The 24,126-nt window shown below is 64.0% G+C and carries 23 protein-coding genes; 6 read left to right on the plus strand and 17 right to left on the minus strand.

What is annotated here, in order from left to right; translation table 11 throughout:
* Nucleotides 1-435: 435 nt before the first annotated feature.
* Entirely contained in the window at nt 436-960 is a 525-nt protein-coding gene (locus KM295_RS10800; RefSeq protein WP_256029963.1) for a DUF7097 family protein, read from the plus strand.
* Nucleotides 961-1,095: 135 nt separating this feature from the next.
* Nucleotides 1,096-1,263, plus strand: coding sequence for a DUF7556 family protein (locus tag KM295_RS10805; protein ID WP_256029964.1), 168 nt, complete (start codon nt 1,096-1,098; stop codon nt 1,261-1,263).
* Here the strand turns inward: KM295_RS10805 and KM295_RS10810 are convergent, their stop codons facing one another.
* Nucleotides 1,264-1,731, minus strand: coding sequence for a bifunctional nuclease family protein (locus KM295_RS10810; RefSeq protein ID WP_256029965.1), 468 nt, complete (start codon nt 1,729-1,731; stop codon nt 1,264-1,266).
* Nucleotides 1,732-1,790: 59 nt separating this feature from the next.
* Here KM295_RS10810 and KM295_RS10815 point away from each other — a divergent pair, with 59 nt between their 5' ends.
* Complete coding sequence (locus tag KM295_RS10815) at nt 1,791-2,075, plus strand: DUF8081 domain-containing protein (protein WP_256029966.1); 285 nt, start codon at nt 1,791-1,793, stop codon at nt 2,073-2,075.
* A 122-nt stretch (nt 2,076-2,197) separates the two neighbouring features.
* A complete protein-coding gene (locus tag KM295_RS10820; protein WP_256029967.1) occupies nt 2,198-2,905 on the plus strand; it encodes a universal stress protein in 708 nt (235 codons plus the stop codon).
* A 22-nt stretch (nt 2,906-2,927) separates the two neighbouring features.
* On the opposite strand, the gene KM295_RS10825 is transcribed toward KM295_RS10820, so the two are convergent.
* The 3 genes from KM295_RS10825 to KM295_RS10835 form a co-directional block, all read right to left on the minus strand.
* Nucleotides 2,928-4,307, minus strand: a complete 1,380-nt coding sequence (locus tag KM295_RS10825; protein ID WP_256029968.1) for an APC family permease — start codon at nt 4,305-4,307, stop codon at nt 2,928-2,930.
* A gap of 211 nt (nt 4,308-4,518) precedes the next feature.
* Nucleotides 4,519-5,268, minus strand: coding sequence for an Lrp/AsnC family transcriptional regulator (locus KM295_RS10830; RefSeq protein WP_256029969.1), 750 nt, complete (start codon nt 5,266-5,268; stop codon nt 4,519-4,521).
* 63 nt (nt 5,269-5,331) lie between these two features.
* Nucleotides 5,332-7,521, minus strand: coding sequence for an elongation factor EF-2 (locus KM295_RS10835; RefSeq protein WP_256029970.1), 2,190 nt, complete (start codon nt 7,519-7,521; stop codon nt 5,332-5,334).
* A 178-nt stretch (nt 7,522-7,699) separates the two neighbouring features.
* On the opposite strand from KM295_RS10835, the gene KM295_RS10840 reads away from it, so the two are divergent.
* Nucleotides 7,700-9,016 (plus strand): nickel pincer cofactor-dependent isomerase, group 22, encoded by a 1,317-nt coding sequence (locus KM295_RS10840; RefSeq protein WP_256029971.1) that lies wholly within the window; start codon nt 7,700-7,702, stop codon nt 9,014-9,016.
* Nucleotides 9,017-9,032: 16 nt separating this feature from the next.
* Here the strand turns inward: KM295_RS10840 and KM295_RS10845 are convergent, their stop codons facing one another.
* The 6 genes from KM295_RS10845 to KM295_RS10870 form a co-directional block, all read right to left on the minus strand.
* Nucleotides 9,033-9,794: an ABC transporter ATP-binding protein gene (locus tag KM295_RS10845; RefSeq protein WP_256029972.1), complete on the minus strand. Its 762-nt coding sequence runs from the start codon at nt 9,792-9,794 to the stop codon at nt 9,033-9,035.
* Nucleotides 9,794-10,603, minus strand: a complete 810-nt coding sequence (locus tag KM295_RS10850) for an ABC transporter ATP-binding protein (RefSeq protein WP_256029973.1) — start codon at nt 10,601-10,603, stop codon at nt 9,794-9,796. The genes KM295_RS10845 and KM295_RS10850 overlap by 1 nt, the downstream gene beginning before the upstream one ends.
* Entirely contained in the window at nt 10,593-11,588 is a 996-nt protein-coding gene (locus tag KM295_RS10855; protein ID WP_256029974.1) for a branched-chain amino acid ABC transporter permease, read from the minus strand. Before KM295_RS10855 ends, KM295_RS10850 begins: the two co-directional genes overlap by 11 nt.
* 37 nt (nt 11,589-11,625) lie before the next feature.
* Nucleotides 11,626-12,504, minus strand: coding sequence for a branched-chain amino acid ABC transporter permease (locus KM295_RS10860; RefSeq protein ID WP_256029975.1), 879 nt, complete (start codon nt 12,502-12,504; stop codon nt 11,626-11,628).
* Nucleotides 12,505-12,510: 6 nt separating this feature from the next.
* Nucleotides 12,511-13,836 (minus strand): ABC transporter substrate-binding protein, encoded by a 1,326-nt coding sequence (locus KM295_RS10865; RefSeq protein WP_256029976.1) that lies wholly within the window; start codon nt 13,834-13,836, stop codon nt 12,511-12,513.
* A 168-nt stretch (nt 13,837-14,004) separates the two neighbouring features.
* Nucleotides 14,005-14,232 carry a hypothetical protein gene (locus tag KM295_RS10870; RefSeq protein ID WP_256029977.1) on the minus strand — a complete coding sequence of 76 codons (228 nt, stop codon included), beginning with the start codon at nt 14,230-14,232 and terminating at the stop codon, nt 14,005-14,007.
* A gap of 94 nt (nt 14,233-14,326) precedes the next feature.
* On the opposite strand from KM295_RS10870, the gene KM295_RS10875 reads away from it, so the two are divergent.
* Complete coding sequence (locus tag KM295_RS10875; protein ID WP_256029978.1) at nt 14,327-15,079, plus strand: DUF5781 family protein; 753 nt, start codon at nt 14,327-14,329, stop codon at nt 15,077-15,079.
* A gap of 70 nt (nt 15,080-15,149) precedes the next feature.
* Here KM295_RS10875 and KM295_RS10880 read toward each other — a convergent pair whose 3' ends face one another.
* The 7 genes from KM295_RS10880 to rpoB form a co-directional block, all read right to left on the minus strand.
* On the minus strand, nt 15,150-15,761 hold the full coding sequence (locus tag KM295_RS10880) for a 30S ribosomal protein S7 (RefSeq protein WP_256029979.1): 612 nt from the start codon (nt 15,759-15,761) through the stop codon (nt 15,150-15,152).
* Between the two features lie 2 nt (nt 15,762-15,763).
* A complete protein-coding gene (locus KM295_RS10885; protein WP_256029980.1) occupies nt 15,764-16,192 on the minus strand; it encodes a 30S ribosomal protein S12 in 429 nt (142 codons plus the stop codon).
* 151 nt (nt 16,193-16,343) lie between these two features.
* The gene (locus KM295_RS10890; protein ID WP_256029981.1) at nt 16,344-16,766 is read right to left on the minus strand and encodes a RidA family protein; all 423 of its coding nucleotides are present in this window, start codon (nt 16,764-16,766) and stop codon (nt 16,344-16,346) included.
* A gap of 104 nt (nt 16,767-16,870) precedes the next feature.
* Nucleotides 16,871-17,296 carry a NusA-like transcription termination signal-binding factor gene (locus KM295_RS10895; protein WP_256029982.1) on the minus strand — a complete coding sequence of 142 codons (426 nt, stop codon included), beginning with the start codon at nt 17,294-17,296 and terminating at the stop codon, nt 16,871-16,873.
* A gap of 9 nt (nt 17,297-17,305) precedes the next feature.
* A complete protein-coding gene (gene rpoA2, locus KM295_RS10900; protein ID WP_336272826.1) occupies nt 17,306-19,123 on the minus strand; it encodes a DNA-directed RNA polymerase subunit A'' in 1,818 nt (605 codons plus the stop codon).
* Nucleotides 19,116-22,301 carry a DNA-directed RNA polymerase subunit A' gene (locus KM295_RS10905; protein WP_256029983.1) on the minus strand — a complete coding sequence of 1,062 codons (3,186 nt, stop codon included), beginning with the start codon at nt 22,299-22,301 and terminating at the stop codon, nt 19,116-19,118. The genes rpoA2 and KM295_RS10905 overlap by 8 nt, the downstream gene beginning before the upstream one ends.
* Complete coding sequence (rpoB, locus tag KM295_RS10910) at nt 22,298-24,124, minus strand: DNA-directed RNA polymerase subunit B (RefSeq protein WP_256029984.1); 1,827 nt, start codon at nt 24,122-24,124, stop codon at nt 22,298-22,300. The genes KM295_RS10905 and rpoB overlap by 4 nt, the downstream gene beginning before the upstream one ends.
* Nucleotides 24,125-24,126 lie beyond the last annotated feature (2 nt).

Genomic DNA, 24,126 nt, shown 5'->3' on the forward strand with positions numbered 1-24,126 from the left:
CTCCCGGGGGACGACTCCGTCCGAACGTCCGACCGCCAAAGGCCCGTTCACAGAGCGTAGACAGGCGTTTCGACGGGAAAGCGAGACGAACCGCACGACCGTCGGGACCGCCGCCGAAGATGGACCGGCCGACAACGATGGCGACGCTCGAAATCCCGGTTCCACGGCGTTCGACTGGCTCAGACGATCAGATCGGATCGAACAAAAACGTACGACGGCGACGGATCGTCGTGCCTCCGAACAACCGCCGCGTGTCGGGCCCGATATCCCGATAATCCGTCGGGAACGATTTATTGCTCTTTTATGCTCGTACTTATTTATTTCTATAATAATACCATTCACGGTAAATCCTTTTTATCTGATATTTGTCGGGTCGGGGTGACCGACCGGGGCGACAGCCGACAGGATGAGGGGCCCCGAACACCAACGTCGGGCATGGAGAAGACGCCACGTGGAACGTCGGTCGGCGTCGAGGACCCCTACGCCGTCGTCGAGCGGTGCGATCACCTCACCGACGACGGTCGGTGCCGGTATGCGGCCGAACACGGATCCCACGACCCCGAGTTCGCCCGGGAACGCCGCGAGGACGGGCTCCGGTGTCCGGCGGCCGATCCCGAAGGCGAGTGGACGTGGGCCGACTGTCCGCACTTCCGCGATCGGGGACACTCGCGGGAGTGCCGCCGGTGTGGGCTCGAGGAGCGACGGCTCGCGACCGAGGAGACGCGCCCGCTGTTAGAGGAACACCACCTCGAGTACGCCGACGACGGCCGGAAGGAACTGTCCCACGAGATCACGGTCTCGCTTTGTCGGTGGTGTCACGCGAAGGTACACGACTCGTGGGCCCGGATCGACGACGACGCCTCGCCGGACCCGGAGGCGATCGCGACCGCGGAGGGGCGGCGATCGAAGGAGCGGGCCGAGTTCGGGTTCGAGTCGGCAAAGGAGCGGTACGAAGAGTGACGTTTGGATAATTATATCTATATAGACCGACGTATCCAACCCAAACAAGGATATATCCAAACGTTTGATTCCATAATTGACCAAATAGAACACAGATTCGAAAGAGTATTTACGCACGCGATCCTACAGTTACGTATGGGCGACGATCCTCGCGGCGGGACGTGGGACGGATCGGAACGGGTCCAGGGGGCCTACGATTACTGTGACGGGGAGTCGGCGTTCATCATCGCCGACGTGACGACCGACGACGCCTGGGTCGCGATCGAACGCGACGCGGCGGCGTCGGTCGAGACCCACCGGTAGCTACCGGAGTTCGAAGGCGTCGGGTGACCGCCCGGCCATCTCGAGGACGGCATCTTCGAGGAGGATGGGGCACTCGACCCGGAGGGCGATCGCGATCGCGTCGCTCGGACGGGCGTCGAACGTTATCTTCGAGCGCTCCCCGGCGACGTACTGTTCGGCGTCGATCTTCGCCAGGAAGGTGTTATTCGCGAGCCCGTCGATCCGGACTCGATCGACCGCGCCGCCGAACTCGGTGAGCATCTCGACGAGGAGATCGTGGGTGAGCGGGCGCTCGAAGGGTTCGCCCTCCATGGCGTGAGAGATCGATTTCGCCTGATCGGCGCTGATGAAGATCGGTACGGCCCGGTCGTCGGCGCGCAAAACGACGACCGGAGTCCCGTCGGTAGGCGTCCCCTCGTCGGGTGTTCCCTCGATGCGTTCCTCCTCGACGCTGATCCCGAGGCCGTGGACGGTCGCCTCGTGTGGCATCGATCGTAGAACGGCCGAGCAGAACCAAAGCTTTTCGCCTCGACGGTTCTGGAGTCGGTATGGACGAGGGATACGTGGTCGCCGCGAAACCCTCCGCGCGCCGGGTCAGCCGGGCGGTCGGCGCGTGGATCGTCGCCGAAGGGCGACACCGCACCTTCGAGTCGAAAGCGCTGGCCCGCGAGTGGGCCCGGAGCGCGAGCCCACAGGGGTACACCCTGTGGGTCCAGGACGCCCACCCGGAGGACGAGAGCCCCGCCGATGGATACCTGCTGGCCCGCTCGAGCCGGATACGGGGCAACGAAACGGAGCTCCCGGGCGAGCAGGTCGGCGTCTTCGACGTCTGACTCACGGTGTTAGAGACTGCTTGATGTTGTGAACCGCACACATAACGACGAACTCACGGAATTTACCCGAGAGAGTTTGCTACGGGGCTCACGCTTTTTTACACCGGGTCTAAATGGTATATATGACCGAGCGACTCCTGGTTTCGTTCGCACTTCCGGATCCAGAAACGATCTCGCCGGTTCTCGTCGAGAAGCTGGCATCGCTGGATATCGTACTGCTCGGCCACTACGAAGTTCCCGAGCAGACGCCGGCTTCGACGGCCCGCGAGCAGTTCGAAGCGGAAGCGACAGAACAACTCGAGACACTCCGGCAGCCGTTCGTCGATGCCGGAGCGTCGGTTCAGACCCGATTGGTGTTCGGCAAGGACCGAGCCGGAACCATCGATCGAGTAATGAGAGAACAGGACTGTACCGCGGAGTTGACTCCGGCCCCGACCGAGCGCATCGACCGGATTCTGGTCCCGCTTCCGGACATCGCGGAGTTCGATCGGCTCCCCCGATTCGTCGATGTCCTCTGTGAAGATGCAGCGAGCGGGATTACGCTATTTCACGTCGTCGAGGGCGGCGAAGACCACGAACGGGGTCGGACGATCCTCGAGAAAACGCGCGAGGGGATCGTCTCCTCGGGATTTGATTCCGAACGGATCGAGACGCGTTTGAGCGATGGCGGCAGCCACGACGACGAGATTCTCCGGGCCGCCTCCGATTACGATGCGGTGGTGATGTACGAGGCGGAGTCCCGTCTCGCCGACCGGATCTTCGGAACGCTCCCGGACCGTATCCGCGCCGAGACCGGCGACCCAGTCATCGTCGTCCGGCGGGACTACTAGAGGCGCGATCGACGCCACCCTCTCAGTCGGTCTCTGTCGGTGGCGCGTCCTCGGCGCGTTCGTCGCCCCGGGAACGGATCGTCCCGATCGCGCCGGTCCTGTCGGTTCTGGGGCGCCCATAGAGCAGGTAGATCGCCGCGCTGCCCGTGATGATCCCGACGGCGCCGACCATCGGAACTGTCCCCATCTGTGTGAGCAATCCGACGCCGGCGAGGAAGCCGAAGATCTGAACGTACGGGTAGCCCGGGGCCACGAACTCCGGATCGTAGGAGGAGTCCCCCGCCTCGCGGAAGGCGATCAACGCGAGGTTGATGATCGAAAAAACGAGTATCTGGAACGCGCTGGCGAGCTTTGCCAGCTCGATCACGGGGACGAACACGATCAACCCGAGTAGAACGACGCCGGTGAGCAGGATCGAGTTCCGGGGCGTCGTGAAGCGATCGTCGATCCGCCCGAGCACCGGCGGGAGGAGATCGTCACGACTCATCGCGAGCGGGAACCGTGACGAGGACATCACGCCGGCGTTACCCATGCTGGTGAGCGCGACGATCGCGAGTATCGAAACGATAGCGACGCCGAAACCGCCGAACAGCGCTTCGGCCCCGTCGGCCATCGGCGTGAGTGATGCGGTGCCCTCCGGGCCGCCGTGGGTGAGCGTTTCGGGATCGCTCAGTCCGATGACGGCACCCACGACGGCGATATAGATGACGGCCATGACCACGAGCGAACCGATCATCGCACGCGGGAGGTTCCGGCCGGGGTTTTTTACTTCCTCGGCGATGCTTGCGATCTTTGTAACGCCCGCGTACGAAACGAACACGAACGCGGCCGCGGTGACGATATCGATCTCTTCGCCGGTGAAAAACGGTGTGAACTGTCCGGTCTCGATCGTACGGGTGGCATCGAGCGTGTAGGCGAAGAGTCCGACCAGTACGATCGAAACGATGACTGCCTGTATCTGACCGCTGAGCTTCGTCCCCGAAACGTTCAACCCGACGACCAACGTCCCGAGCCCGAGCGCGACGAACGTGATCGTCCCCTGTGAGATCGGGATCAAAAGCAACAGGTACGCCCCGAGGCCGACGAGCGCGAAGGAACTCTTAAATGTGAGCGAAAACCAGGCGCCGATTCCGGCGATCGTCCCGAAGAGCGGTCCCAGCGCTCGATCTATATAGAGGTACGTACCGCCGGATTCGGGCATCGCCGTCGCCATCTCCGCCTTCGAGAGCGCCGCGGGCAAGACGACGATCGCGGCCAAAAGATAAGCGAGAATCACTGTCAGCCCCGCCTTTTTGTACCCAAGCGCCGGTAGAACGAAAATCCCGCTTCCGATCATCGCGCCCATACTTATCATCATCACCGGGTAGAGCCCGAGACTCCGATCGAGGTCCTGTCCGACCATCACCGGTATATAGTACATGTATAATGAATAAATTTCGCAATCAGTAATTTGGGGTGGCAAAAAATAAGCATTCAGAATATCACTCCGTTTCTCCCGGGCGTACGCGTCGATTCGGTTCGCCCGCTCTCAGTCCAGCGGACCGACGATCGGTTCGTCCCTGCTCGATATCCGCCCCCGCCGCGGCCGCAGGTTCGCACTCATCACGGGTGGATTACTGCTCTCGGCCGATAAAGGCCTCTATGACATCGCTCCGCGACGAATCGCGGGGGAGAAGCGTCACCACGTCTTCGCCCTCGATTGTCGTTTCCTCGTCGGGCTGGATTATCCCGCCATCCCGCTCTATCGAGACGACGACCGACGTTTCGGGAAGCAGTCCGTCGCGTCTGGCGTCCGGAACCGAGTAGCCGACGATCGGTGCGTTTTCGGCGACTCCGACCTCGATCACTTCGGCTCCGTCGGCGAGCGTGACGACATCCGTCGCCCCCGAGGCTCGTTCGGACCCGTCCGGTCCGAAAGGGGCGTAGGGGCTCCGGATCTCGGTCTGGAGAAGTTCCTCGTCCTCGATCCGGATGTCCAGTTCGGATAGCGACCGAGCGATCGACCGCAGATCCTCCGTATCCTCGCCGACGGCGACGACGTGGAGATCCCGCCGTCCGGCCATCAGGATCCGGACGTTTATGACTCCGGGGATCGACCGTGCCGCGAGCGCGAGTCGCTCCCGATCCGCTGCTGGAACCGTACACATATACAGCGAGGTCAACCGTCCGTCCGCCCGCTCGAAGTCGATCGTCGCGGCGTATCCCTGGATGACGCCTTCCTCCTCGAGCCGATCGATCCGGTTTCGAACCGTCCCGGCCGAGACGTTCAGGTCATCGGCGATCATCGGCGCCGAGGTGTTCCGGGCGTCGTCCATCAGTGCATGGATGATCCGCCTATCGATCTCGTCGAGACGATGGGCCATGCCGTCTCTCCGGTCACGCGCGTCTTATCAGTTTGGCGTCGAACGCCGACGAGGGAGAACCGGTTAGAAGTAATCGACCATCTCGGGCAACTCGAGTTTCATGCCCTTCCGCTCGCGGATCTCCTCTATGATCTCCGGCTGGAGGTTGTCGGCCATCACGCGGAAGCCGGCGTTTTCGGTGTTCCACGACGCCCGTCCCTCCGTGGCCGAGCGGATGTCCGAGGAGAAGCCGATCATCTCGTCGACGGGTGCGATCCCCTCGACGACCATCAGATCGCCCTCCTGGTACATGTCGTCGACGCGGCCACGGCGACCCTGGATCTCGCCGGAAGCGGCGCCCATGTGCTCGTTGGGAACGTCGATCCGGACCTCCTGGATCGGCTCGAGCAGCTTGATCTCGGCGTCCATCAGCGCGTTGTGGACCGCCCGACGGACCGCCGGGATGACCTGTGCCGGCCCGCGGTGGATCGCGTCCTCGTGTAGCCGGGCGTCGTGCAGCCGGACCAAGGCGCCCTCGACGGGTTCGGCCGCGAGGGGTCCGTCCTCGAGGGCTTCCTCGAGGCCCTCGATGACGAGCTCCATCGTCTCGTTGAGGTGCTGAATCCCCTTCGTGTCGTCGATGAGGATGTTGGTCCGGTGGATGTGCTCGACGTTCTGGGCGGTGTCTTTGTCCATGCCGGCCTCCTGTAGCGCCTCGCGGCGCTCGAGTTCGGGCATGTCCATCGAAGCATCGCCGAGTTTGATCGATTCGACGACGTCGTCTCCGAGCGGTTCGACGGTGATGTAGAACCGGTTGTGGTTGTTCGGGGACCGACCTTCGACCTCCCGGGACCCGCTCTGGGGTGCCTCCCGGTAGACGACGATCGGTTCGCCGGTGTTGACCGGGATCCCCTGGTTGCGCTCGATGCGCTGGGTGATGACCTCGAGGTGGAGCTCGCCCTGTCCGGAGATGAGGTGTTCGCCGGTGTCCTCGTTGATCTCGATTTGGATCGTCGGATCCTCCTTTGCCACCTGTTGAAGCGTCTCGATGAGCTTCGGCAGATCGTCCATGCTCTTTGCCTCGACGCTTTTCGTGATGACCGGCTCGGAGATGTGTTCGATGGACTCGAAGGGCGTCATCTCGACGGACGAGACCGTCGAGCCGGCGATGGCGTCCCGGAGGCCGGTGACGGCGGCGATGTTGCCCGCGGGGACGTGATCGACCTCCTCGCGCTCGCCGCCCATGTAGATACCGACGCTCTGGACGCGGTTCTTGCCGGCGGTCCCGGAGACGTACAGCTCCTGGCCCTTCTCGATAGTACCCGAGAAGACCCGTCCGGCCGCGATTTCGCCGGCGTGGGGATCGACGCCGATATCCGTAACCATGAGGACGAGTTCGCCGTCCTCGTCGACCATCCGCATGGTCCCCGCCAGATCCGAGTCGGCGTCGCCGCGCCAGATCCGGGGGATCCGGTGGGGCTGGGCGTCGATCGGGTTCGGGAAGTGCTCACAGACCATATCGAGGACGACGTCCGAAAGCGGCGTCCGCTCGTGGAGTTCCTGCCGCTTGTCGGCCCGCTCTAGGTCGATGATGTCGCCGAAGTCCATACCGGTCCGCTGCATCGACGGCATCGAGACGCCCCATTTGTACAGCGCGGAACCGAAGCCGACGGTGCCCTCCTCGACGGAGACCGTCCAGTCCTCGTCGATGTCGTCCATCTCCTCGGTCATCCCGCGGATGAGCTCGTTGACGTCGCCGATGACACCCATCAGCCGCTCTTGCATCTCCTGGGGGCCCTCCTGCAGTTCGGAGATGAGACGGTCGACCTTGTTGATGAAAAGCGCCGGCTTGACGCCCTCGCGGAGCGCCTGCCGGAGAACGGTCTCGGTCTGGGGCATCGCGCCCTCGACGGCGTCGACGACCACCAACGCGCCGTCGACGGCACGCATCGCCCGCGTCACGTCGCCGCCGAAGTCGACGTGGCCGGGCGTGTCGATGAGATTGATGAGGTGGTTCCGGTCCTCGTACTCGTGGGTCATCGACACGTTGGCCGCGTCGATGGTGATCCCGCGTTCCTGTTCGTCCTCCTCGGTGTCCATCGCGAGCTGTTGTCCGGCGCTCTCCTCGGCGATCATGCCGGCCCCGGCCAGCAGGTTGTCCGTCAGTGTCGTCTTTCCGTGATCGACGTGTGCGGCGATGGCGATGTTCCGGATGTTCTCCGGAGCGTCCATCAGCCGTTCACACTCCTGTACGATCTTCTTGCGTCGGCCCATTATACTGCCTAATTTCGACAGCAGCGTGAAAAGGGTAGTGTTTCGCCCCGATCCGCGGTTTCGCCGAACGTACATAACGTTATATATCCGGCAGACACGCATACTCTACACATGCTCCGAGCGACCCGACACAGCGCGGAACCGATCCCGAACACGGCCGATCACAGCGGTGTCTCCCATGCTTGAGCCGGCGGACGCGGACGCGTTACGACAGATAAACGACGTGTCGGTCGATCAGTACCCCGAATTCGCGCCGATCGAGGTCGACTACGACCACCCGGAGATCGAGGACCTCCCCCAAGCGACCGAAGAGACCCTGGCGGAGAACATCGACCTCGGGGGTCTCGATCCCGGCGCGGAGATCGGGATCACGGCCGGCAGCCGGGGCGTACAGGACATGCCGACGATGCTCGCGGCGATCGTCGAGTACCTCGACGACCGCGGGTTCGAGCCGTTCGTCTTCCCGGCGATGGGGAGCCACGGCGGCGCGACCGCCGAGGGCCAACGCGAGATGCTGGAATCGCTCGACGTCACGCCGGAATCGATGGGCTGTGAGGTCCGGTCGTCGATGGCGGTCGAGCCGGTCGGCACGACGACCGACGGCCGAACGGTGTACGTCTCGACCGACGCGCTCGCGGCCGACGCCGTCATCCTCGCCAACCGGATCAAACCACACACCGACTTCAACGGGGAGATCGAGAGCGGGCTCTGTAAGATCGCCGTCGTGGGGCTCGGCAAACAGCGGGGCGCCGAGACCATGCACAAATCCGCACTGGACAGAAGCTACGAGGAGGCGATCCTCGAGCGGGCCGACATCATCTTCGAGAACGCCCCCGTGATCGGCGGCGTGGGCATGATCGAGAACGCACACGATCACGCCGCACACGTCGAGGCGGTCCCCGTCGATCGGATCTTCGAGCGCGAGCCCGAACTACAGGAGCGCGCAAAGCAGTACCTCCCGATGTTGCCGGCCGAGGACCTCGACGTGTTGATCATCGACGAGATCGGAAAGAACATCAGCGGAACCGGGATGGACACGAACGTCGTCGGCCGGTTCCGAATGTTCGGCGAGGAGGAACCCGACACGCCGTCCTACGATCGGATCTACGTGCGCTCGATCACCGACGCCTCGCACGGAAACGGGGTCGGTATGGGGATTGCGGACATGGTTAGCCAGGCGGTGATCGACGAACTCGAGTTGACTGATATGTACATCAACGCGCTGACCGGCGGGGAGCCCGCACGGGCCGACATCCCGCTTATCGCGCCCTCCGACGAACTCGCCCTCCAGCTCGTGGTCGCCGCGACGGGCGTCCGGGATCCAGGCGATCTCCGGGTCGCCCGCATCGAGAACACGATGGAGGTCGACCGGGCCCTCGTCTCGGAGCCGGTCGCCGACGAACTACGTGACGCCCCGTCGGTTTCGGTCGGCGAACTCCGATCCCTCGAGTTCGAGGGGGAGACGCTTTCCCCGCTCGGGCTCGGGGCGGAGTGAGTCCGCCGGCCGCCGATCAGGTCGCGCCGAGATACAGTTTCGCGACTTCCTCGTTATCGAGGAGTTCTTCGCCGGTTCCTTCGAATCGGTCTTGACCCTGATCGAGCACGTATCCGCGATCGGAGCGTTGGAGCGCCTTCGTGGCGTTCTGCTCGACCATCAGTACGGCGGTCTCCCGATCGCGGACCTTCTCGATGTTGTCGAAGGCGGTATCGACCAGCTCGGGCGCGAGACCCGCGCTGGGTTCGTCGATCAACAGAAGCTCCGGATCGAGCATCAGCGCCCGACCCATCGCGAGCATCTGCCGTTGGCCGCCGCTGAGCGTCGCGGCCTTCGAGCCGTCGCTTCGGCCCAGCGCCGGGAAGATATCGTATATCTCCTCGATCCGTTCGTTGATGCCGCTGTCCCGGATGAATCCGCCCATCTCGAGGTTTTCCCGGACGGTCATCGTCCCGAAGATGTTCTGCCGCTGGGGGACCCAGCTGATCCCCTCCCGGACGATGTCCTCGGGCTCCTCGCCGGCGAGGTCGTTGCCGTTGAAGAGGATGTTCCCGCTCCAGGGTTTGACGAACCCGAAGATGGACTTGATCACGGTCGATTTGCCGGCCCCGTTGGGCCCGATGAGCGTCACGATCTCGTTGCGGTGGACTTCCGCGCTGAAATCGTCGACGACCTGGACGTCGCCGTAGCCTGTCGTGAGGTTTGACACCTCGAGGACGGGCGGTTCGCCGCTGACTTCGGCTTCAGCTTCGGTTTCAGCGCCGGCGTTGGCGGACATTACGAGCCACCCCCGAGGTACGCCTCGAGAACACGCTCGTCGTTCTGGATGGTCGACGGCGGTCCGGCGGCGAGATCGGTCCCTTCGTTCATCACGACGATCCGATCACACAGATCCATCACGAGGCCCATGTCGTGTTCGACTATCATGAACGTGACGTCCTCCTCCCGATTGAGTGCCTCGATCCGTTCGACGATGTCGTTTTCGAGCGTGGGGTTGACCCCCGCCATGGGCTCGTCAAGCAACATCACGTCCGGCTCGAGCATCAGCATTCGCGCCATCTCGAGGAGCTTTCGCTGGCCCCCCGAGAGGTTTCCGGAGAACTCGTCGCGGAGGTGATCGAGCTGGAACAGCTCCAACAGCTCGTCCGCCCGCTCGGCGATCGCGTCGTTTTCCCGATCGATCGTGCCGCGATCGAAGACCGCACGGAACATCGACTCGCCGGTCTGGTTTTTCGGTGTCAACATCATGTTCTCCATGACCGTCATCTCCGTCAGATCGCGGGTGATCTGGAACGTCCGAACCAGTCCCTTGTGTGCGATCTCGTTCGGCGGCAGTCCGGTGATGTCCTCGTCGTTGAAGCGGACTGTGCCCGAATCGGGCTGGTAGAACCCGCTTATCACGTTGAACATCGTCGATTTGCCGGCCCCGTTCGGTCCGATGAGACCGGTGATGGACCCGTCTTCGATCTCGAACGAACAGTTGTCGACGGCCAGTAGCTCGCCGAAGGTTTTCGTGACCTCCTCGACGGCGAGTATCGGCTCGGTCACTCCCTCGGAGGCCTCCGACTCGGTCTGCTCAGTCTGCATCGGCCGACCCTCCTGAGTCTCCTCCGCCTTCGAAGAGCGACCTCCGCTCGCCGAGTACGCCCTCGGGTCGATACTGCATCAGCCCGACCAGCAAGAGTCCGACGAGCGCGAACCGCATCGCGTCGAGTTGGGTCGAACTGACCAAAGCGAGGTCGGCCTTCAGGAGGTTCGTCCCCTCGAGGAACAGCATCAATATCCCAGCGCCGAGGATCGCCCCCTTGTTGTTCCCCGATCCGCCGAGGAGGAGCGCGATCCACACGTAGAAGGTGATGAGCGGCCAGAAGAAGTCGGGGTTGATGTACCCGATGTAGTGGGCCTGGATGCTTCCGGCGGCGCCCATGATCATACAGCCGAAGACGAACGAGCGCATCTTGTACCCGTAGACGTACTTCCCGGCCGCCAGCGCGACGTCCTCGTCCTCGCGGATGCTCTTTAACACCCGGCCGAACGGGGAGTTGTTGAGCCGTTCTAACACCACATAGAAGATCACGAGCAGGAGCACCAGCATGATTATCCACATCCAATTGAAGTTCACGCCCGGCAGCGCCGACTCCCAGAGATCCCTGTAGGGGGCCTCTACCCGGAGGCCGCGCGGACCGCCGGCGTACCACTCCTCGTTGAGGTACACGAGTCGGATGATCTCCTGGAACCCGATCGTGGCGATGGCCAGATAGTCCTCGCGCAACCGGAGCACCGGGATCGCGATCAGGAACGCGACGAACCCGGCCGCGAGCATCCCGCCGACCAAACCGACCGGGAAGGGGAACCCGAACCCGCCGAAGTACGAACTCGACGGGGGGATGGTCAGGGTCGCGCTCGTGTATCCGCCGACGGCGACGAACCCGATCACACCGATGTTGAACAGTCCGGTCTGGCCCCACTGGATATTCAACCCGAGCGCCATCAGGCCGTAGATGCCGACCCAGATCAGGACGGTCAACAGATAGCCCTCGACGTTCGCGATCTGTAGCGGCGCTCCGATCACGGGCGATCACCCCGGGGACGGAGACGAACTCGGCACGTCATTCTACTGCACCGCCGAAGATACCCTGTGGTTTGATCAACAGTATTCCGATCATGATTACGAACGTCGTAGCGAACTTGTATCCGGCGTCCAGGCCGGGGATATACGGCGTGGCCTCGTAGGCGATCCCGATGATGAGCCCACCGACCATCGCGCCGTAGGGGCTGCCGATCCCGCCGAGGATCACGGCCGCGAAGATCGCCAGAAGGATCATGAACCCGCGGTACGGCGCGAGACTCGAGTTCATCCCGAGCAAGATTCCCGCCGCGGCGGCGAGGGCGGCCCCGATTATCCACGTCCACATGAGCGTCCGCTCGGCGTAGATGCCGGAGGCGCGCGCCAGCCGACGGTTGTCGGACATCGCGCGCATGGACTTTCCGAGCCGCGTCCGGGACAAAAGCAGGTGGACGGCGAACATCAGGGTGAACGCGACGACGACGAGCGTGATCTGCTGGCCCGTCATCTCGACGCCGGGCAGGATCTCCTGGGCCCGCTGCCAGTCGCCGGCGTAGTTCCGGGTCTGTGTCCCCCAGAAGAACTTGATGAGGTTTCTGACGAACAGCGCGACCCCGATCGAGGCGATCAAAAGCGGGACCGGCCCCGCATCGCGGAGCGGCTTGAACGCGAGTCGATCGATGACCAACGAGAGGGCCACGAGCGACACGACCCCGACCGCGAACGCGACGGCCATGTGCATCCCCAACTGAACGTTGATGTAAAACGCCATGTAGCCGCCGAACATCATGTAATCGCCGTGTGCGAAGTTGGGGAAGTCGGCGATGCTGTATATCAACGACAGTCCGACCCCGGCGAGCGCGACCACGCTCCCGAAGATGAGGCCGAACACCAACACCTCGATGATAGTAGTCAGGACCATCGGCGTTTAGTCGAGTTGGATCGTATTGACCGATTCGGGTTCGGTGCCCTGCACCTCGATCTCGCTGAAGCTCAGCCCCTTGGCCTCGCCGTTCTCTGTCAGGTCGCAGTTGTGGCTCGCGCCGATGTACCGTATCTCCTCGTCGTTCCGGAGCGCTTCGAGCCCGTCACCGACGGTCTGGACGTCCATCCCATCGGGGTTGGCGATATTCCGGAGGTTGTCCCGGATCGCCTGGCCGCTGGCCTCGCCCGCCCGCTCGGCGGCGAGGGTGATCATGTTGATCGCGTCGTAGGTGTTCGGCGGGAAGATCAGTTCACCGGGGTCGCCGGTGTCCGTGTCCTCCATGAGACCGCGGAAGTAGCTGTTGGCCTCGTTGTCGGGAAGCCGGGGATTCGACGCGAAGATGCCGTCGGCGATCTCCTCGCCGATCCCCTCTAAGAACTCGCTGCCGATGAGCCCGCTGTGGACCATCCACTGCCCGCCGAGGTCTTGTTCGAACCACTGGCGGAAGATGTTGGTCGCCTCGTCCTGGTAACACCCGTTGAGCACGACGTCGGGCCCCTCGCCGAAAAGCGAGTCCAGCTCCGAACGGTAGGAGGTCTGGCCGATGTTCGCCCGCTCGCGTGCGATCATCTCGCCGCCGAGTTCCTCGAAGGCCTCCTGGAAAGAATCCGCCAGCCCGATCCCGAAGTCGTTGTTCACCACGATCGAGGAGGCTGTCTCCATACCACGGCCCTCGTAGGCGATCTGCGCCAGCGCCGCGCCGACGAACGCGTCCGAGGGACGGGTTCGGAAGACCCAGTCCGTCTGATCGAGCTCGGTGAACTCCGGCGAACTGCCGCCGGGCATGTACGTGACTTCGCTTTCGGCCGCGATCGGCGCGATACTCATCCCGACACCGCTGGAGAGCGGCCCGACCATGGCCGGAACGCCCGATCCCTCTATGAGGCGGTTCGCCGCCCGGACGCCCGCGTCCGGGACGCTCTCGGAGTCCTCGTGTTGGACTTCGACATCGCCGCCGAGGAGGCCGCCGGCGTCGTTGATCTCCTGGATCGCGACGTCCGCGGCGTCACGGCACGGCGGACCGAGCTCGGAGATCGTCCCCGAGACCGGCATGATGACGCCGAGCGTGGTCGTTCCGCCACCGCCGCCGCCGTTGCCGTTGCCGTTGCCGCCGCCGTTACCGCCGCCGTTGCCGCCGCCGTTACCGCCCCCATTACCGCCGTTGCCGTTGCCGCCGTTGCCATTACCTGAACAACCGGCTAACCCGGTTATTCCGACAGTACTTATTCCGCCGACCGTCTTTATTGTATCTCTGCGAGATAGTCTCATACGTGATCCACTCGAACAAATATAGTAGGAGAACTTAATTCTTTATACACGTCTGTTGTCATAAGTGGAGAGCAGTCACCGGAATCGTCCGGCAAAGCCGGGGCTCCCCAGTTGGCCTTCGCGGATCGCGGGTACCGGACAGAGGGGCGGCCGAAACCTTACAACGCCTCAGGGCGTTCTGAGCGCTTCCCGGAGCGTGTGGCCGAGAAAGCCGACGAACGGCGGGACGAACACCGAAGCGTGGATCGCCGGCCCGTACGAGGCGCCCGCGGGCTTGCCGAGGAGAAACAGCGCGTACAGCAACAGCATGATCACGATCCAGACGGCCGTGATCGCGAGGAACGGAACCGTCTCACGAACCGCTGTGCCGACCGTCGAGGACACGCCCCGGGACATACACCGGATGTCACGCCGGGCCTACAAAAGAATACTGACCCGACCGCCTCGGGGCGTAACAGTCAAACCGTCCGATCACGTGATATACAGTACCATGGACGTACGTGTGACGGGACGTGGGCCCTCGGAGCCGTTTCTCGGCGCCCGCGATCTGTTTGCCACCGAGTACGACCTCGATCTCCCGGTCGTCGTGAAGATCCGCGAGAACCCCGACGAGCGGACGATGGCGGGCCACTACGACGACCGCCACGAACTGATCGTCTCGCGCCGGGCCGCCACCTCGGCGATGGCGCGGGAACTCGCCCTCCACGAGTTCGCCCACATGGCGCGCTACGAGGAGGCCCATCCGTCACACCGGCAATCGACCGAGGAGGCGCTCTTTCTCGCCCTCGCCGGCCGCAGCGTCGAGCGCCGGAAGCTCTCACACTGCTATCAGATCGCCAACCACATGAAGGACATCTACGCCGACGATATCACGCTCGATATCGGCCCCACGGAAAAGCTCGTCGCCTTCATGGAGTCGTCGCTCGCCCGGGCGCTCGCGGACTCGCCGCCGTCGGCCCCCGGCGGGTGGCAGCGGCGGACCGACGCCGCCGACCCCGAGATCACGGCGGTCAACGCCGCCTTCGCGCTCGCGCTTCTGGAACGGCACGGCGCGATCGAGGACGGCCACCGGCTCTACGATCTCGCGGCCGCCGCCGCGGCCGACGCGCCCGACGTCTCGCTGTCCCGGTTCAAACAGCATTTCCGGTCTTTGGGGGCCGATCCCGACGAGTCCGAGTACCGGAAGGCGCTCGTCGACGTGACACGGGAGTACGCGGTCGGACGCGAGCGTGCGGCCGACTGACTGGGCGGGAGAGCGATCGGAAAACCCAAAACGAACCGCGAGAAGCCGCGAGACAACGGACGGCGAACGGTCAGCGGGCCGCCGCGGCGACGCGTTCCTGCTCTTCCTTCTGGTTTATCGGGTAGGCATTGAGATCGTAGTTCGCCGCGCCGGCGAGCTGGTTCGCCAGCGCCTCCTCGGCCGGCGTCGTGCTCTTGAACGAGGCGTTCATCGTCCCCTGAGCGATGAACTTCAGCGCCTGGTCGACCCGCCGCTGGGGGCCGACGTCGACGGCCTTCGGGACCGAGATCCCGCCGTACTTCAGCCGGACGGTCTCCTCGCGGGGTCCGGCGTTCTCGACGGCCGTCACGAGGACCTGCACGGGGTTCTCCTCGGTCCGGTCCTCGACGATCTCAAAGGCTTCCCGGACGATCCGGGTGGCCTGCTGTTTCTTGCCGGTGTTCTCCTCGGTCTGCATCAGACGGTTGATTAGCCGCTCGACGATCGAAATCTCGGATTTCTTGAACTGCTTCTCCGAGTGTCGGCCCATCGTGTGTGCGATCGGCGTCACCGTGATGTAACGGCGCGTCGAGGGATCCGAATACTCGATGCCGTCGATCTCGTACTCGCCGAAGAGTTTCGCCGAGACGCGCTCGTCGTCGGTCGAGGCCGGGGCTTCCGGTTCTGGAGCTTCCGAGCTCATCGTTATCGCACCGGTTTCTCCGCGTTCCCGCGGACGAGTTCGATCATCGAGACACCGTTCACCTTCTCGACTTTGTAGTTGACACCCGAGAGATCGCCCATCGCACGGCCCTTCGCGCCACCGATGCCGGCGATCGTGACCTCGTCGTGCTCGTCGATAAAGGAGATCGCGCCGTCGCCGGGGCAGAAGGCGGTGACCTGCTTGCCGTTCTTGATGAGCTGTACCCGGACGCACTTCCGGATAGCCGAGTTCGGTTGCTTCGCTTCGATACCGACCTTCTCGAGGACGATGCCCCGACCCTGCGGGGCTCCCTCGAGGGGGTCGGACTTCTTGCCGAGTCCGCGGGCACGGCGCGCGTAATCGGAGTCGGACCACCGGTGTTTCTGGCGGTCCTTCTTGATTTTCCGCGCGGCGTATTTGCCGTTCGCCATAGTACATGTCTTTTCCCTACGGAGCTACTTAAGCGTCCCTTTTCGAGGACGCAGAGCCGTCGATCCCCGCAGGCTCCGTCGGAAAGCCCCTCGAAAGCGAGCGTAGCGATCGGGAACCGACGCCGAAACGCTTTCTCCGGGAGTACCGGTTTCAAACCTGTTCGGTCTCCCACCCCTCCTCCGGGATGACCGCATCCGCGTCGATCTCGATCATGTAGTCGTCGTCGACGAGATCCTCCACTTCGACGAGCGTACTGGCCGGGAGGTGTTCCCGGAGGAAGAACTCGTTTCGGACGTCGTGGACCGTTTCGAGCGTTTCCTCGTCCATCTGCGGGCGGCTGATGAACACCCGAACGCGCACGACGTCTTCCATGCCGCCGCCGTATTCGGATAGTAGTCCCTCGATGTATTCCAGCGTACTGCGGGTTTGAGCTTCGATCGTCTCCCCCTCGGCGACGATCCCCGAGAGGAACACCCGTTTCGCTCCCGGCAGTTGAACGGCGACGCCTTCGGCGTACGCTACCTCGTGTTCGGCCCAGTCCCCGGTTTCGGGGTTAATAATCTCTTTTCGCATCCGGATCGATCGGAGTGCGTTTGGAAGCCGCTTAAAGCTTCGGCCGTAGATACACGGCCGGTTCGGGCTCTCTCGGGGTCCGGATCGGTCGGTACGTCCTCCCTCTATGCGAGTTCGATGTCGTCGATATCGAAGTGCCGCGCCGCGAGCCGACGCGCCAGATCTATCCGTCGGCCGTCCTTGCCGATCGCGACGCCGTGGTCCTCGCGGTCGACCTCGGCGTAGGCGACCGTCGTGTCGTTTTCGCTCACGGTGACGTTGTAGACGGCCGCCGGCGCCAGCGCGTTCGCGACGAAATCTTCCGGCGTGTCGGCGTCCTCGACGACGACCACGTCGCGGCCGAGTTTCGATTCGACCGACCGGACGTGCTCGCCGCCGGGGCCGATCGCCTGCCCCATCGTCCCGACCGGAACGACGAAGGCGGCCCGGTCGTACTCGTCGTCGAGCACACAGTCGACGGCCGGGACGTCCGTCTCCTCGTCGAACAGCGCGATGTACCGTCTGGCCTCGTCCGAAAGGGTAAGTGTCATACGCGGGGCTCAGTCGTCCGCGCTGGAGCTATCGGATCGGGTGGCGCCCATCCGCAGGTCGACGTCGCCGGTCCCCAGCCGGATCGGCTTGCCGACGATGACGTTCTCCGTGACGCCGTCCAGATCGTCGACCTCGCCGTGGATCGCGGCATCCAGCAGGTGGTTTACGGTCACCTCGAAGGCCGCGCGTGCCAAAACCGAGTCCTTGTTACCGGAGATGCCGTGGCGGCCGATCGACTCGATCTCGCCGTTGTTGGTCATGATGTCTGACACGAGCATCAGATGCCGGATGTTCACGTCGTCGAGTCCCTGCTCTTCGAGCGTGTTCATCGTCTCCTCTATTATTTGCTCGCGAGCCGCCTCGATCCCGAGGCAGTTGTTGATCTCGTGGATGTTGTTACAGGTCGTCCGGGAGGCGTCGACGCCCTCGATGTCAAGCACCTTCTTGAGGTTCGACCCCTCGGTGTAGAGGATGAACTCCTCGTCGCCGTTCTCCATTTCTTCCTTCCGGATGACGACCCGGCTGATCTCCTCGATCCCCTTGAAGACGATCTCCCGCAGCTCCTCGACGAGCTGCAGCAACTGCCGGTAGGAGGGCTCTTCGGGACCGAACTGGACCAGCGTCGGCGAGGGCCGGTCCGTCTCGACGCCGAGCTCGGACTCGATCGTGCCGGCGATCCGGCCGGCGATGTCCTCGACGCTGTCGAACGTCGGCCACCGCTCTCTGAGCGTCTCCTCGTTGAGGTCGATCTGGACCAGCATGTCGGCGACGTTCGTCGAGACGTCGCCCAACGCGAGGATCTTCGTCGCCTCGATGTTCCAGACGACCTCGTGGGCCTTGTCTCGATCCGTTGCGTGGACGCCGTCGAGATGCACCGTCATCATCGGCGTGTCCGGGGTCTTTCTGGCGTCGACCAGCTCGATGAGCCGGGGCAGCCCCTGGGTGACGTCGATCTCGGCGACGCCGGCGTAGTGGAACGTGTTCATCGTGTTGTGCGTCACGACGCCCTCAGCAGTCGTGAACGTCTCGAGTCCTTCGACCGAAAGGTCGTAGACGTACTCGTGATCGCTCTCGATCGTCTCGATGGATTCGATGCGGTCCCAGACGACGTCGATGTCGATGATGTCTCCCTGAGAGATCCTTGATGTGACTGTGTGGACGCCACCGTCAGTAGCGACCGTCTGAGAGAGTTCTGTAAGATCTATCGTTGCCTCAGTGTGATCGTACTCACCGAACGTCGGTAGCCGATCCTCAACGTCGAGTGAATCTGCATCGACTGGAACGATATCTCCGTCCTTCCGTGTCACGAACGAGTGGGCCTTCGTCGCCCGGATGGAACGTCCGGATTCCAGTTCGAATCGGAGCAGTTCGTCGGGCGTCTCGTGTCGGCTGATCTCTTCGACCGCTTTCCACTCGACCGTCTCCTCCCGTGAGAGACTCGGGACTTCCAGTCCGTCCGGCGCGAGAGCGACTTCGTGGTCATCGACCGTTCGTGTCTCGCGGCTCTCCATCAGCGAGTCGACGAGTGGGCCGATCTCTGTTAGGTCCGTCTCGCCGTTCTGACGGACGATCACGCGCTCGTCGGCGGGAACGCTCATCTGCGTTCCGGGTTCCCCGATGCTCTGTGCCGAGACCGTCCCGACCGGATCGAGCGGGTCGATCCGGCTCTCGAGGTACTGCGACTCGACGGCCTTGGTGATGTCCTCGACGTGAGCGTCCGACACGTCGGCCCGCTCGCGGACCGTCTGATAGAGGTTTTCCTTCAGCCGACGCGGGAGGTCGGTGTCCTCGACGATGGCCTCGATGTCGTCGGTGACCTCAGTCATCGGATTCCACCTCCAGGCTCCCCGCCGCCGAGCGCCACGATTCGCCGTGTTCCGAGAGGTTCGTCTCCGGCTCCTCGATCCCGAGGAACTGCTGTTTTTGCTCTTCAGAGTCGAACTCCTCGTCGACGATGCGGTCCGTGATCGACTCGATGTCGATGTCGAACTCCTCGGAGGAGGAGACCCGGACCGGCGAGGTGCCGTCCTCGCCGAACTCGAACTGCACGACCGTATCGGAGGTGTCGCGGACGGTGCCGTCGTACTGGGCTTCCAGTTCCGAGAGGGCGTTGATCAGCCGCCGCTGGAGGTAGCCGGACTTGGAGGTCCGGACCGCCGTATCGACCAGCCCCTCGCGGCCGCCCATCGCGTGGAAGAAGAACTCCTTGGGCGTCAGGCCGTTCCGGTAGGAGTTCTCGACGAAGCCGTGGGCGTCCGCCGACAGGTCGTTCGGCTTGAAGTGACTCAGCGTCCGATCCTCGTAGCCGCGGTTGATCCGCTCGCCACGGACTGCCTGCTGGCCGACACAGCCGGCCATCTGGGTGAGGTTGAGCATCGACCCACGCGCCCCGGACTGGGCCATCACGACGGCGGGGTTGTCGCCGGTGAAGTGGTCGTCGGCGATGTCGCCCGCCGAGTCCCGGGCCTTCCCGAGCGTCTGCATGATCTTCATCTCCAGGGTCTCGTCGACGGTCCGGCCGGGCAGCGACTCGAGTTCGTCCCGCCGGTAGGTGTCGATGAGCTTCTGGACGCGGTCGTAAGCGCCGTCGATCGCGTCGGCGATCTGCTCTTCGGCCTCCCGCTCGATCGACTCGTCGTCGATCCCGATCGAGAAGCCGAAGTGCATGATCGACCGCATCGCGAGCGTCGCGACCTCGTTGACGAACACGCGGGCGCGGGTGTTGCCGTAGACCTTACAGATCGTATCGACGACCTCGCCGCCGAAGGCGCCGACGGCGTCCTCGTCGATCGTCCCGGAGACGAGCTGGCCGTCCTCGATTTTGACCTCGTCGCCGGCGGAGGAGCTGAAGTTCAGATTGAGCCCCTCGGGCAAAAGCTCCGAGAAGATCGACCGCCCGGTCCAGTATTCGAGGCCGTCGGCGTCGGTTCCGTCCGGCGCCGGCAGTTCGTCGATGTTGGTCGCACGGAGCAGATCTAGAGCCTGCGTCTCGTTGAACTGCGGGTTCTCGTGGGTTAGCAGATACAGCCCCGAGATGTGGTCCTGGATCGCGCCGATGATGTTCTCGCCGAACCGGGGGCTGAGGATCTGCTCTTGGACGCGCATCAGGACGCGCGCCTCGGCGCGGGCTTCCTCGTTCTGCAGCGCGTGCATGTTCATCTCGTCGCCGTCGAAGTCGGCGTTATACGGCGGACAGACGACTGTGTTCAGCCGGAAGGTCTTGTACGGCATCACGACGACCTCGTGGGCCATAATCGACATCCGGTGCAGCGACGGCTGTCGGTTGAAGATCACGATATCGCCGTCGATGAGGTGTCGGGCGACCTCCCAGCCGGGCTCGATCTTCTCGGAAAGTTCCTCACAGTTCTTCTCGGTCACCTTCAGCCGGCGGCCGTCGGGACGTTTGACGTAGTTCGCGCCCGGATGGACCTCGGGGCCGTTGGCGACGTACCGACGGGCGTCCTCCAGGTTCCGGTCGTTGACGTTCATCGTCTGGGTCATCTCGGTAGCGACCCGGTCGGGGACGCCGACCTCGTTCAACGAGAGGGTCGGGTCCGGCGAGATGACTGTCCGCGCCGAGAAGTTCACCCGCTTGCCCGAAAGCGACCCGCGGAAGCGCCCTTCCTTGCCCTTCAGGCGCTGTGAGAGCGTCTTCAGCGGCCGTCCGGACCGGTGCCGCGCCGGCGGCGTCCCGCTGATCTCGTTGTCCATGAACGTGGTGACGTGGTACTGCAACAGCTCCCACAGGTCCTCGATGATGAGTTGTGGGGCGCCGGCCTCGCGGTTCTCCATGAACCGCTGGTTGATCCGGATGATATCGACCAGCTTGTGGGTGAGGTCGTCCTCGCTCCGCTGGCCGTTATCGAGCGTGATCGACGGCCGTGCGGTGACCGGCGGTACCGGCAGCACCGTCAGGATCATCCACTCGGGACGCGATCGCTCGGCGTCTATCCCGAGCGTCTCGATGTCGTCGTCGGGGATCGCCTCGAAGCGGTCCCGGACGTTGCTCGGCATCAGCTTGTCGCCGCTGTAGGAAACGAGGAAATCCGGCGCTGGCGTGTTCTCGAAGCGGTCGCTGAAGGCGCCGCTTGCGGACATCTGCTCCGAGATGATCTGCAAAAGCGAGACGTGTTCGCGGCCGATCCGCTCGCTGTCGCCCGGCCCCTGCCCGCTCATCAGGCGGCTGATGTCCGGGATGGTGATCGAGGCGTCCCCGCCCCAGGTGGCGACCACGTCGTTGACGACCTCGACGAGTTCGTCGAGGTCGACCTCGGTACCACCCTCCCCGCCTTCCAGCGCCTCCGCGAGCAGGTCGCGGACGTCGCTGTCGGGGACGGGCCCCTGTTCGAGGTACGTCGAGGGCTTCTCGTGGCTGATGTCGTACTGGGCGGTCGGATACCCCTCCCGGTAGTCGTCGTCCTCCGTACAGTACGGACAGTAGTCGGCGTCTCTGGCCTGTCGGATCGCGGCCTTCAGCACGTCCGAGGGGTCCTCGCCGAGGTCCCGGGTACGTTCGAGCTGCTCTTTGAACTGCTCGCGTTTCCGCTCGGCCGCCTGTTCGGCCTTCTCCTGGGCGCTTCGGGCGTCCTCGGGGCTGACGAACCACGTTCGCGGCGGGGTGCCCTCCCGCTCTTTGAAGTACTCGCGGCGGTACTCCCGGTCCGAGGGATCCGCGAGCGTCAGGCGACCGCACTCCCGGCAGGTGCCCCGCAGCAGCCGCCGGATGAGCTTTGCGTGCCCGACGTGGATGACCGGCGCGGCGAGTTCGATGTGGCCGAAGTGGCCGTTACACGACCCGCTGTGTTTCCCGCAGGTCTTACACTCCAGGCCGGGGTCGATGACGCCGAGCCGGGGGTCCATCAGCCCCATGTCGATCGGGAACCCGTCGTCGTCGTAGGTGTCGGCCGTGATTATCTTCGTGGCCGACATGTTGCGGTACTCCTCGGGGTCCATCAGTCCGAAGTTCAGCGAGCCGATCTCCTTCGGTGTTTGTCCTTGCATCATACGGCGTCCTCCAGTTCGATCCGCGGGGCGATCCCGAGCGCTTTCATTTCGTCGAGCAACAGCTTGAACGCGTAGCTCATCTCGACCTCGTGGACGTCGGTCTCTTCGTCGCAGTTCGGACAGTAGACGCGCCGTTGCTCGACGTTCTCGACGGCGCTCATTCCGCACTGCCCGCAGACGTAGATGTCCTCCCGATCCGATTCGTCTAAGAGCCGTTCTTTCAGCGTCATCGCCGCGCCGTGGCCGATGAAGACGTCACGCTCCATCTCGCCGATCCGGAGCCCGCCCTCGCGAGCGCGGCCCTCGGTCGGCTGGCGGGTCAAAACCTGCACCGGCCCCCGCGAACGGGCGTGCAGCTTGTTCGAGACCATGTGGTAGAGCTTCTGATAGAAGATGACCCCGACGAAGATCTCCGCTTCGATCTTCTCGCCGGTGACGCCGGAGTACATGACCTCCTTCCCGTTGGACTTGAAACCGCGATCGACCAGCGACTCCCGCAGTTCGTCCTCGCTTTCGCCCTGGAAGGGCGTCCCGTCGACGCGGCGGCCCTCCAGGGAGCCGACCTTCCCGCCGAGCATCTCCAGGATGTGTCCGACCGTCATCCGGGAGGGCAACGCGTGGGGATTCAACACGAGATCGGGGACGAGCCCGTCCTGGGTGAAGGGCATGTCCTCCTGGGGTGCCAGGTGGCCGACGACGCCCTTCTGGCCGTGCCGGGAGGCGAACTTGTCGCCCAGTTCGGGGACCCGTTCGTCCCTGACTTTCACCTTCGAGAGCTTCGAGCCGTCCTCGCCCTCCATCAGGGTGACCGTGTCGACGATCCCGGACTCGCCCGAGCGCATCGTTACCGACGTCTCGCGGCGCTTCTGGGGGGAGAGCCCGCCCATGTCGTCGGGCTCTTCGAGGAACCGCGGCGGCGAGGTCTTCCCGAGAAGTACGTCGTTTTCTCCGACTACTGTCTCGGGGTTGACGAGGCCGTCCTCGTCGAGGTGTGTGTAGGCCTCCTCGCCGCGGGCGCCCCGGACGTCCTCTTCGGGGATCTCGAAGCGGTCCTCCTGGCCGCCCGGATACCGCCGTTCTTCGCCCTCGTAGGTCCGGAAGAAATGCGAGCGGGCGAGGGCACGCTCGACGCTGGCTTTGTTCATCACCAGCGCGTCCTCGATATTGAACCCCTCGTAGCTCATGACCGCGACGACGAAGTTCTGGGCCGCCGGCCGGTCGTCGTAGCCGATCTGTTCGGTCGTCTGGGTCTTGACGATCGACAGCTGTGGGTAATGCAGCAGGTGCTGGCGGGTGTCCGGGCGGATCCGGTAGTTCGCCGACGGCAGTCCCAGCGACTGTTTGATCATCCCCGAACCCATCGTAATACGGGGGGAGGCGTTGTGTTCGGGGTAGGGGATCATCCCCGCGCCGATCCCGAACATCAGCTGGGGGTCGACTTCCAGGTGGGTGTGGTCGTCGGTCAGTTCGTCCTCGTCGACGGCGACGAGGATGTCCTCTTCCTCCTCGGCGTCGATGAACTCGACGTAGCCGCGATCGACGAGCGACTCGAAGGACAGATCGCCCTCCTTGACGGCCTCGAGTTCCTCGTCGCTCAAGAGCGGTTCGCCGCCCTCGACGACGATGAGCGGTCGGCGGGCCCGACCGGCGTCGGCGTTGACGATGACCTCGTCGGTCCGATCGCGGACCGAGACGTTGACCATCTCGTCGATCTCGCCGCGGCGGCGCGATTCCCGGATGTCGTTTGCGAGTCTGTGCGGGTCCGGATGGGTGCCGATGAGGCTCCCGTTTACGTAGACTTTGGCTTCTCGTCCCTTGCTCATGT

It is taken from the genome of Natronomonas aquatica (genome assembly GCF_024449025.1).
In the GTDB taxonomy this organism is placed as follows: Archaea; Halobacteriota; Halobacteria; order Halobacteriales; family Haloarculaceae; genus Natronomonas; species Natronomonas aquatica.

Excerpts from the sequence above, each read along its gene's own strand:
- KM295_RS10820 (WP_256029967.1), top strand. The coding sequence starts at position 2,198 with ATGACCGAGCGACTCCTGGTTTCGTTCGCACTTCCGGATCCAGAAACG.
- KM295_RS10800 (WP_256029963.1), top strand. The coding sequence starts at position 436 with ATGGAGAAGACGCCACGTGGAACGTCGGTCGGCGTCGAGGACCCCTAC.
- KM295_RS10880 (WP_256029979.1), bottom strand. The coding sequence starts at position 15,761 with ATGAGCTCGGAAGCTCCAGAACCGGAAGCCCCGGCCTCGACCGACGAC.
- KM295_RS10860 (WP_256029975.1), bottom strand. The coding sequence starts at position 12,504 with ATGGTCCTGACTACTATCATCGAGGTGTTGGTGTTCGGCCTCATCTTC.
- KM295_RS10825 (WP_256029968.1), bottom strand. The coding sequence starts at position 4,307 with ATGGTCGGACAGGACCTCGATCGGAGTCTCGGGCTCTACCCGGTGATG.
- KM295_RS10810 (WP_256029965.1), bottom strand. The coding sequence starts at position 1,731 with ATGCCACACGAGGCGACCGTCCACGGCCTCGGGATCAGCGTCGAGGAG.
- KM295_RS10875 (WP_256029978.1), top strand. The coding sequence starts at position 14,327 with ATGGACGTACGTGTGACGGGACGTGGGCCCTCGGAGCCGTTTCTCGGC.
- KM295_RS10885 (WP_256029980.1), bottom strand. The coding sequence starts at position 16,192 with ATGGCGAACGGCAAATACGCCGCGCGGAAAATCAAGAAGGACCGCCAG.
- KM295_RS10905 (WP_256029983.1), bottom strand. The coding sequence starts at position 22,301 with ATGATGCAAGGACAAACACCGAAGGAGATCGGCTCGCTGAACTTCGGA.
- rpoA2 (WP_336272826.1), bottom strand. The coding sequence starts at position 19,123 with ATGACTGAGGTCACCGACGACATCGAGGCCATCGTCGAGGACACCGAC.
- KM295_RS10840 (WP_256029971.1), top strand. The coding sequence starts at position 7,700 with ATGCTTGAGCCGGCGGACGCGGACGCGTTACGACAGATAAACGACGTG.
- KM295_RS10830 (WP_256029969.1), bottom strand. The coding sequence starts at position 5,268 with ATGGCCCATCGTCTCGACGAGATCGATAGGCGGATCATCCATGCACTG.
- KM295_RS10835 (WP_256029970.1), bottom strand. The coding sequence starts at position 7,521 with ATGGGCCGACGCAAGAAGATCGTACAGGAGTGTGAACGGCTGATGGAC.
- KM295_RS10890 (WP_256029981.1), bottom strand. The coding sequence starts at position 16,766 with ATGCGAAAAGAGATTATTAACCCCGAAACCGGGGACTGGGCCGAACAC.
- KM295_RS10870 (WP_256029977.1), bottom strand. The coding sequence starts at position 14,232 with ATGTCCCGGGGCGTGTCCTCGACGGTCGGCACAGCGGTTCGTGAGACG.
- KM295_RS10865 (WP_256029976.1), bottom strand. The coding sequence starts at position 13,836 with ATGAGACTATCTCGCAGAGATACAATAAAGACGGTCGGCGGAATAAGT.
- KM295_RS10805 (WP_256029964.1), top strand. The coding sequence starts at position 1,096 with ATGGGCGACGATCCTCGCGGCGGGACGTGGGACGGATCGGAACGGGTC.
- KM295_RS10850 (WP_256029973.1), bottom strand. The coding sequence starts at position 10,603 with ATGCAGACTGAGCAGACCGAGTCGGAGGCCTCCGAGGGAGTGACCGAG.
- rpoB (WP_256029984.1), bottom strand. The coding sequence starts at position 24,124 with ATGAGCAAGGGACGAGAAGCCAAAGTCTACGTAAACGGGAGCCTCATC.
- KM295_RS10845 (WP_256029972.1), bottom strand. The coding sequence starts at position 9,794 with ATGTCCGCCAACGCCGGCGCTGAAACCGAAGCTGAAGCCGAAGTCAGC.
- KM295_RS10815 (WP_256029966.1), top strand. The coding sequence starts at position 1,791 with ATGGACGAGGGATACGTGGTCGCCGCGAAACCCTCCGCGCGCCGGGTC.
- KM295_RS10895 (WP_256029982.1), bottom strand. The coding sequence starts at position 17,296 with ATGACACTTACCCTTTCGGACGAGGCCAGACGGTACATCGCGCTGTTC.